The organism is Sphingomonas sp., assembly GCF_039595165.1.
GTDB lineage: Bacteria > Pseudomonadota > Alphaproteobacteria > Sphingomonadales > Sphingomonadaceae > Sphingomonas.
Window position 1 is genome coordinate 1 of sequence record NZ_JBCNMA010000137.1, and the last position, 8,711, is coordinate 8,711.

Annotated in this window: 8 protein-coding genes and 1 tRNA gene; 2 read left to right on the forward strand and 7 right to left on the reverse strand. The window is 69.8% G+C overall.

All coding sequences use genetic code 11. From position 1 onward, the window contains the following. Window positions 1-12: 12 nt before the first annotated feature. A tRNA-Ser gene (locus tag ABDV68_RS16590) sits at window positions 13-103 on the reverse strand. Window positions 104-187: 84 nt separating this feature from the next. Here ABDV68_RS16590 and ABDV68_RS16595 point away from each other — a divergent pair. Next, window positions 188-1,072, forward strand: coding sequence for a peptidylprolyl isomerase (locus ABDV68_RS16595; protein ID WP_343521216.1), 885 nt, complete (start codon window positions 188-190; stop codon window positions 1,070-1,072). Window positions 1,073-1,379: 307 nt separating this feature from the next. Here the strand turns inward: ABDV68_RS16595 and ABDV68_RS16600 are convergent, their stop codons facing one another. From ABDV68_RS16600 to ABDV68_RS16615, 4 genes are read right to left on the reverse strand one after another with little or no spacing between them, the layout of a single operon-like run. Next, window positions 1,380-1,994 carry an ABC-type transport auxiliary lipoprotein family protein gene (locus tag ABDV68_RS16600; protein ID WP_343521217.1) on the reverse strand — a complete coding sequence of 205 codons (615 nt, stop codon included), beginning with the start codon at window positions 1,992-1,994 and terminating at the stop codon, window positions 1,380-1,382. Window positions 1,995-2,002: 8 nt separating this feature from the next. Next, window positions 2,003-2,974, reverse strand: coding sequence for an MlaD family protein (locus tag ABDV68_RS16605; RefSeq protein ID WP_343521218.1), 972 nt, complete (start codon window positions 2,972-2,974; stop codon window positions 2,003-2,005). Then, window positions 2,975-3,799, reverse strand: coding sequence for an ABC transporter ATP-binding protein (locus ABDV68_RS16610; RefSeq protein WP_343521219.1), 825 nt, complete (start codon window positions 3,797-3,799; stop codon window positions 2,975-2,977). It abuts the gene before it with no gap. Next, complete coding sequence (locus ABDV68_RS16615) at window positions 3,799-4,905, reverse strand: ABC transporter permease (RefSeq protein WP_343521220.1); 1,107 nt, start codon at window positions 4,903-4,905, stop codon at window positions 3,799-3,801. The genes ABDV68_RS16610 and ABDV68_RS16615 overlap by 1 nt, the downstream gene beginning before the upstream one ends. A gap of 99 nt (window positions 4,906-5,004) precedes the next feature. On the opposite strand from ABDV68_RS16615, the gene ABDV68_RS16620 reads away from it, so the two are divergent. Then, window positions 5,005-5,679 (forward strand): HAD-IB family phosphatase, encoded by a 675-nt coding sequence (locus ABDV68_RS16620; protein WP_343521221.1) that lies wholly within the window; start codon window positions 5,005-5,007, stop codon window positions 5,677-5,679. Between the two features lie 158 nt (window positions 5,680-5,837). Here ABDV68_RS16620 and ABDV68_RS16625 read toward each other — a convergent pair whose 3' ends face one another. Continuing rightward, complete coding sequence (locus ABDV68_RS16625; RefSeq protein WP_343521222.1) at window positions 5,838-7,043, reverse strand: DUF445 domain-containing protein; 1,206 nt, start codon at window positions 7,041-7,043, stop codon at window positions 5,838-5,840. A gap of 115 nt (window positions 7,044-7,158) precedes the next feature. Next, window positions 7,159-8,711 (reverse strand): efflux RND transporter permease subunit (locus ABDV68_RS16630; protein WP_343521223.1); only part of this gene is annotated, 1,553 nt, incomplete at its 5' end.

Sequence of the window (8,711 nt, forward strand, 5' to 3'; positions counted from 1 at the left end):
ATCAGTGGCTCATGGCGGAGCGGGAGGGATTCGAACCCTCGATACGGTTTTGCCGTATACTCACTTTCCAGGCGAGCGCCTTCGACCACTCGGCCACCGCTCCGCATGCCAGGAACGCGCTGCCTAGTGATTTGCGCCGGTCATCGCAAGCGTTGCGCGCCGCACGCGCGCGTGCCAGCCTGCGGCGATGCTGACCGCCCTTCTCGCCGTCGCGCTCCAGGCGGCGCCGCCCGCCGCGCCCCCGCCTCCGCCCAAGCCGTCCGATGCGCTGCCCGCCGACTGGCGCGCGGTGCCCGACGACGAGCTGCTGGTGCTGACGCTGGCGGGCGACCGCCGCGTCTATATCCGGCTCGCCGCGCGCTACACGCCGGTGCATGTCGCCAATATCCGTAAGCTCGCCGCGGCGCGCTGGTGGGACGGCGAGACCGTCTATCGCGTGCAGGACAATTATGTCGTGCAATGGGGCGACGCGACCGAGAAGAAGCCGCTGCCCGCCGAGGTGATCGCCCGGCCGCCCGCCGAATATGACTGGCCGCGCTACGATGCGGTGACCAGGCTCACCCGCGCCGATCCCTATTCGACCGCGACGGGGCACAGCGCCGACGGCTGGCCGCTCGCGACCAACGGCACGGTCGCGTGGATCCCGCATTGCTACGGCATGGTCGGCGTCGCGCGCGATCTCGCGCCGAGCACCGGGAGCGGCGGCGACCTCTACGCCGTGATCGGCCATGGCCCGCGCCATCTCGACCGCAACATCGCGATCGTCGGCCGCGTGCTCGAGGGGATCGAGCATCTCTCGACCCTGCCGCGCGGCACCGAGGGCGGGCTCGGCCTGTACAAGGATGCGAGCCTGTACGTCCCCATCGTCAGCGTGCGCCTGGCCAGCGAGCTGCCCGCGGCAGAGCGCCCGCGCTTCGAGTACCGCGCCGCCGACAACCCGCGCTTCGCCGCCTGGGTGAAGGCGCGCGAGAATCGCGAGCCGCCCTTCTTCGAGCTGCCCGCGGGCGGCGCCGACATCTGCAACGCGATGCCGCCGGTGCGGCGGGCGCCGTCGCGCGACGGCGGAAGTTGACACCAGGTTGACACTATCGCGCTGTTCAGGGCTGACGGGTGCGGGCGGCAGGTCGTGCCCGGTGCCTCAGCTCGCGCCGGGATGACGGCCAGGGCCGACGATGCGCAAGAGCGAGCGCAGACGCTCGCAAATGAAATCCAACATTGCAAGCGGTTTGGGCAAGCGGCTTTGGGCGGAGGCTGCCCTCGCCCTTCCGCCGCTCCTTCCCATGAGCCTGTCGAGGGGCTCCCCAGCGGATCGCATCGCGAAGCCCTTCGACAAGCTCAGGGCAAACGGGTATCGGGTGTGGCCTGATTTACGCTTCCGCTCAGCGCCCGACCCAGTCGGCGACCTCGCCCGCGACCTGATTGGCGGCGGTGTTGAGCGCGACCCCGGCGGCCGCCGGCGTGATCTCCGCGATCGGCACGCGCGCCTCGAAGCGGCGCCGCTCGAAGGTCATCGCCGGGCGCGTCCCGCGCTCGGCCACCGGACGATCGCGCACCAGGGTCGCGTCATAGGTCACCACCGCCTCGCTCGTCGCGGCGTCGAGGCCGAACTGCTTGAGCTCGCCGCCGAGCCGCGCGCCCGGGTCCGACAGCGACTGGCGCAGCGTCAGCACCACGCGGCCGGTGCGCGCCGAGATCGTCTCCGACAACAGCCGCGCGAACAGCCGGCTGGGCGGCTCGACCCACACCGCGTCCTTGAGATAGGCGACATTGGTAGCGTCCGAGCGCACCGGCACGCGCGCCACCGCCAGCTCCTGCGCGGCGATCGGCGTGGTGATGGTGATCGACTTGGCGGAGGCCGAATTCACCGTCTCGCCCACCGCGATCGTGGCGGTCGGGGTCAGCGTCAGCAGCGAGGGCGGCGGCTCGGCGCCGAAGCGGATGCAGCCGCCCAGCAGGAGCGGCGCGGCGAACAGGAGCGGGGCGAGCGTCTTCATGGGGCTGCTCACTTCTTCTTGGGTTCATAGTCGGGAAGCTTGGGCGAGCCGATCAGCGAGCCGGCGCCGCCGCGATCGACCTTCTCCGCCACCGATTGCAGCGCGATCGCCATCTCGCGCAGGTCCTGGATCAGCTGATTGACCTCGGGGATCGTCCGCGTCGAGACCTCGTCGATCCCGGCATCGGCCTTGCCCAGGGTGCGCTCCAGCGCCTTCATGCTGCCGTCGGCCGAGGCGATCGCCTTGCGCAGGTCGGCCATCGCCGGGCGCACCTCGCTCGCCAGCACCTGGTCGGTGGTACCCGAGAGCTTGCCGATCTGCTCGGCGGCGAAGCCGGCCTGCTTGACGGTGTTGCGCAGCTCGCCGATCGCCAGGCGCAGATCGGGGCCGGCCTTGGCGAGCTCCTCGGTCATCCGGTCGGTATTCTCGAGGATCCCCGCGATCGACGCCTGGTTGCGGTCGGAGAGCAATTCGGTCAGCCGCTCGGTCAGCGTCGACAGCCGCTCGAGCAGCCGCGGCGCGGTGTTGAGCAGCGCACCGAGCCCGCCCTGCTTGGTCGGGATCACCGGCACCCCGAGCGGACAGACGCTGCGCGGGTTGACCTCCGGGCAGACGATCGGCGGCGCGCCCTTGACCGCGCCGTCGAGCTGGATCTGGCTGACTCCCGTGAAGCCCACGCCCTGGATCGTCGCGGTGGTGCCCTGCAGGATCGGCACCTCCTTGTTCACGCTGATCCGCACGCGCACCAGGCTGGGATCGGGCGGGAACAGCGCGATCTCCTTGACCTGCCCCGCGGGCACGCCCGAAAAGGCGACCGCCGAGCCCTTGTTCACGCCGTCGACCGCCTGCTTGAAGAAGATGTCGTACTCGTTCTCGGCATTGGTGTTGAGCCGCGCGAGCCACACGGTGAACAGCGCCAGCATGGCGAGCAGGATCAGCACGACCGCGCCGACCAGCACATGATTTGACCGGGTTTCCATCTATGCCCTCGTCCCTTGCGGTTCCGTCCGCGCCGCCCCTTCGGCGCTGGAGACGGCCGCCCGCCCGCGCGGGCCGTTGAAATATTCCTGGATCCACGGGTGATCCAACGCGAGAAGCTCCTCGATGGTGCCGACCGCGATCACGCGCTTGTCGGCGAGCACCGCGACACGATCGCAGATCGCGTAGAGCGAATCGAGGTCGTGCGTGATCAGGAACACGGTGAGGCCGAGCGTGCGCTGGAGCGACAGGGTCAGCTCGTCGAACGCAGCGGCGCCGATCGGGTCGAGCCCGGCGGTGGGCTCGTCGAGGAACAGCAGTTCGGGATCGAGCGCGAGGCTGCGCGCGAGCCCGGCGCGCTTCTTCATGCCGCCCGACAGCTCGGCGGGATATTTGGGCCCGGCGTCGGGCGGCAGGCCGGTCATCACCACCTTGTAGGCGGCGATCTCGTCGAGCAGCGCCTGGTCGAGCCGGGGATAGAACTCCTTGAGCGGGACCTGCACATTCTCGGACACGGTCAGCGTCGAGAACAGCGCGCCGCCCTGGAACAGCACGCCCCAGCGCTTGCGGATCTCGATCGCCTCGTTCTCGTCGATGTCGAGCGCATTCTCGCCGAACACCTCGACCATCCCCGCGTCGGGCTGCTGCAGGCCGATGATCGAGCGCATCAGCACCGACTTGCCGGTACCCGATCCGCCGACCACGCCGAGGATTTCGCCACGCTTGACGTCGAGGTCGAGATCCTCGTGCACGACCTGCTCGCCGAAGCTGTTCTTGAGGCCGCGGACGCGGATGATGGCCTCACCCTCGAAGGTCGCCGCGGTCATCAATTCCACCCGACTTCGGTGAAGAACACCGCGAAGAAGGCGTCGAGCACGATCACCAGGAAGATCGCCTGGACCACCGCGGTGGTGGTGCGGGTGCCGACCTGCTCGGCGTCGCTCTCGACCTGCATGCCCTGGTAGCAGCCGGCCATCGCGATGATCGCGCCGAACACCGGCGCCTTGACCAGCCCGACATAGAGATCGGTGATCGGCACCACTTCGCGGATGCGCTGGACGAAGGTGATCGGCGGGATGTCGAGCGAGATCCAGCAGAGCAGCCCGCCGCCGATGATCGCGACGATCGAGGCGTAGAAGCCGAGCAGCGGCAGCATCAGCACCGCGGCGAGCACGCGCGGCAGCACCAGCGCCTCCATCGGGTTGACCCCGATGGTGCGCATCGCGTCGATCTCCTCGGTCAGCTTCATCGTGCCGAGCTGCGCGGCGAACGCCGAGCCCGAGCGGCCGGCGACCATGATCGCGGTCATCAGGATGCCGAGCTCGCGCAGGGTGATGCGGCCGACCAGGTTGATCGTGAACACCTCGGCGCCGAACTGGCGCAGCTGCACCGCGCCCTGCTGCGCGATGACGATGCCGATCAGGAAGCTCATCAGCCCGATGATGCCGAGCGCCGAGACGCCGACCACCTCGAAGCGGTGGACCGTCGCGTGGAAGCGGAAGCTGCGCGGATTGACGATCACGCGGCCGAACGCCATCGCCGTCGCGCCCATGAAGCCGAGCAGGCCGTAGAGCGTCTTGAACGCCTGGATCACCGCCTCGCCGACTTCGGCGAGCAGGCGCGCGAAGGTGCCGAGCGGCGCGCGCGGCATCGCGATCGGCTGGTCGGCTTCGGTCACCTGGTCGAACAGATGCTGCGCATCGCTGGTGAGGCCCGACACCTTCGCGCCGGAGTCGCGGGCGAAGCGATGGATCACCCAGGCGCCGACCGTGTCGATCCGCTCGATCCCGCGCATGTCGAGCTCGGCGACCGGGCCGTCGACCGCGGCGAGCCGCTCGGGCAGGTCGCCGATCGAACGAAGCGAGAGGTTGCCGCTGAACCGCAGCGTGCCGCCCTCTGCCGGGTCGTGCTGGAAATCCGCTGGCGCGTTCATCGCCTCACCCATCGTTCATTCGGACTGGAACGGCAAGCTCCCGCGTTTACAGAGGTTTCGGTCCCGTCCCAATCCCCGAATCAGGCCCAAGGTTCCCGAATGCGCCGCCTCGCCATCTACGACATGGACAAGACGATCACGCGCAGGGCGACCTGGACGCCGTTCCTGATCCACGCCGCGCGGGCGCGCGCGCCATGGCGATTGGCGCTGCTGCCCGTCGCCGGGATCGCGTCGCTCGCCTATCTCGTCAAGGCGATCGATCGCGCGCAGCTCAAGGAGAAGACGCATCGGCTCATGCTCGGCCGGGCGATCCCGCCAGGCGACCTCGACACGGTGGCCGAGGCGTTCGCCGACGGCGTGGCGGCGTCGAATCTGTTCGCCGACGCCCGGGCGCGGGTCGAGGCCGACCGCGCCGCGGGCTGGGAGCCGGTGCTGGCGACCGCGAGCCACGGCTATTACGCCCGCGCCATCGCCGCGCGGCTGGGGATTAGGCAGGTGATCGCGACCGAGGCGCGGCGCGACGCCGAGGGCAACGTGCTCGCGGGGATCGAGGGCGAGAATTGCTACGGCCCGGCCAAGCTGCGGCTGATCGAAGCGTGGCTGGCGCGCGAGGGGCTGGCGCGCGGCGAGGTCCGGATACGCTTCTACAGCGACCATGTCTCCGACGCGCCGGTGCTCGAATGGGCGGACGAGGCGTTCGCGGTGAACGCGCATGGCCCGTTGCGGCGGCTGGCGGCGGCGCGGGGGTGGACGGTGCTGGATTGGGCGGGATAGCCCGCCAACCCCGCTGACGACCCCATTGCCGTCATCCCGGCCTTGCGCCGGGATCCGCCGCGGGACCGGCGGCAGGCAAGGCTTGACGACATCGACTGGGGCGCCGTGGATCCCGGCACAAGGCTGGGATGACGGTGGCGAAGAGGCGAGCGGCGGCCCTACAGCACCGTGTGCAGCGTGTGGATCACCAGCCCGACCAGCCCGCCCACCAGCGTGCCGTTGATGCGGATATATTGCAGGTCCTGTCCGACCGCGTTCTCGAGCCGCCCAGTGATCGTGCGCGCGTCCCAGCCGCGTACGGTGTCCGACACCAGCCGCACGATGCCGTCGCCATAGTCGGCGGCGGTGCCGACCGCGGCGCGGCGGACGAAGCGGTTGATCATGCGCGCGAGGCGCGGATCGTTCTGCAGCGTGTCGCCGAGTTGGCGCAGCGCGTCGCCGAGCTTGCCCGCGAGCGCCGCGTCGGGATCGCGCGCGATGCGCAGCAGGGCGGCGCGGCCCTGTTCCCACATCCCCTCGATCCAGCGCGCGAGCGCGGGATTGTCGAGCAGGTCGGCCTTGAATTCCTCGACCTTGATCCGCGTCGGGATGTCGAACTGGAGGTCGAAGGCGAGCTTCTCGAGCCCTTCCTCGACCTTGGCGCGCAGCGGGTGGCCTGGGTCCTCGGCGACGTCGGCGACGAGCTTGTAGAGCCCGTCGATGATCGCGTTGGCGAGCGTCTCGTCGAGCCCGGTCCAGCGCATAATCGCGCCCGCGCGCTCGTGCACCATCTTGCGGATCAGCCCCTCATTCTGGTCGATCACCTTGGCGAGCCAGCGCAGCATGCCGTCCATCAGCGGCAGGTGGCGCCCCTCGGCGATCGCCGCGCCGAGCGCCTGGCCGATCAGCGGCGCGACGTCGGTCTGGCGCAGGCGGCTGGCGACCGCGCTCTTGATCATCCCGCCGAGCTGCTCCTGGTCGAGCGATTCGAGCAGGCTCGCCGCCATGCGCGAGGCGCCACGGCGCAGGCGGCCGGAGGATTCGGGGGGCTGGGCGAGCCATTTGCCCGCCGCGCCCGCGACATCGACTCGGCGCATCCGCCGCGCCACCACCCCGGGCACGAGGAAATTGTCGCGCAGGAAGTTGGCGAGCGCCGTCGCGATGCGGTCCTTGTTGCGCGGGATGATCGCGGTGTGCGGGATCGGCAGGCCGAGCGGGTGGCGGAACAGCGCGGTGACCGCGAACCAGTCGGCGAGCCCGCCGACCATCGCCGCCTCGGCAAAGGCGCGGACGAAGCCCGCCGCCGGATAGACGGGCTCATAGTGCCGCGCCGCGAAATAGACCGCGGCCATCGCGACGAGCAGTCCGGTGGCGATGAAGCGCATGCGCCTGAGGCCCGGCGGCGGCGGCTCATGGCGAGCGCGGGCATTCGTCACTCGGCCGGAAAGCGCGCGGGGAGACGGGTTCATGCCCGTAACAATCCCCCCGCGCGCGATTGGTTCACTCGGCAGGCTGGGTTCCCTCCCCGCCGTGGCCGATCCGGCCCTGATGCTCGATCACCGGTCCCTGCGGCCCGTGCTCGTCACCGGGCGTGTAGGTCAGCAGGCGGCGGCGCAGGCGCGGGCCAAGCCATTTCTCGACCCCGATCGCGAGGCTGAAGCTCGCCGGGACGATCAGCAGCGTGAGCACGGTCGACAGGATCAGGCCGCCGATCACCGTGATGCCCATCGGCGCGCGCCACGAGGCGTCGCCCGACAGCGACAGCGCGGTCGGCACCATGCCCGCGACCATCGCCACGGTGGTCATCACGATCGGCTGGGCGCGCTTGTGCCCGGCGTCGGCGATCGCGGTGAGCTTGTCGACGCCCTTCTCCATCTCCTCGATCGCGAAGTCGATCAGCAGGATCGAGTTCTTGGCGACGATGCCGAGCAGCATCAGCAGCCCGATAAAGACCGGCATCGAGATCGGGTTGTTGGTGACCATCAGCGCGAGCAGCCCGCCGAGCGGCGCGAGCAGCAGCGAGCCCATGTTGACCAGCGGCGAGACGAAGCGGCGATAGAGCAGCACCAGCACCGCGAACACCAGGAAGATGCCCGAGATCACGGCGATGATGAAGTTCTGGATCATCTCCGCCTGCCACTTGGCCGAGCCGACGGTGAGCTTGCCGACGCCGAGCGGCAGGTTCTTCATCGTCGGCAGCTGATCGATCTGCTTGAGCGCGTCGCCGCTGACCACGCCGGGGGAGAGGTCGGCGCCGATCATGATGCGGCGCTGCTTGTTGATCCGGTCGATGCGGGTCGGACCCGCGCCGAAGCCGATATCGGCGACGAGGCTCAGCGGCACCGACCCGCCCGACTGAGTCTGCACGGGCAGGTTCTGGATCGTCGACAGCCGGGCGCGCGCGTCCTCGTCGAGCGCGACGCGGATCGGGATCTGGCGATCCGAGAGCGAGAAGCGCGCGCTGTTCTGGTCGATGTCGCCGAGCGTCGCGATGCGGATCGCGGTGGAGAGCGCCGCGGTGGTGACGCCGAGGTTCGCGGCCAGATCCATGCGCGGCCGGATCACGATCTCGGGCCGCTGCAGGTCGCCCGAGATGCGCGGCGCGACCACGCTCTTCAGGCCCTCCATCTCCTCGACGATCTTCTGCGCGGTGCGCGTCAGCAGCGCCGGATCCTCGCCGCCCAGCGTGATGGTGAGGGCGCGGCCCGAGCCACCCCAACCCTGCTGGTTGCGGAACGAGACGCGCGCGTCGGGGATCTTGGCGAGTTCGGGCGTCAGGCGCCGCTGGAACTCGTCGCTCTTGAACTCGCGCTCCTTGGACAGCATCGCGGTGACGCGGCCATTGCCGACGAACGCGCGCGAATAGGTGTTGTCGACGCCTTCCTGCTTGGCGAGCAGGTCACGCACGCGGTCGACCACGACCTTGGTCTGCTCGAGCGTGGTGCCCGGCACCATCTCGATCGTCGCGGTCACCGCGTCCTCGTCGAGATTGGGCTGGAAGGTCATCGGCAGCGACATGAAGCAGACCACCGTGAGCGCGAGCGACACGATGC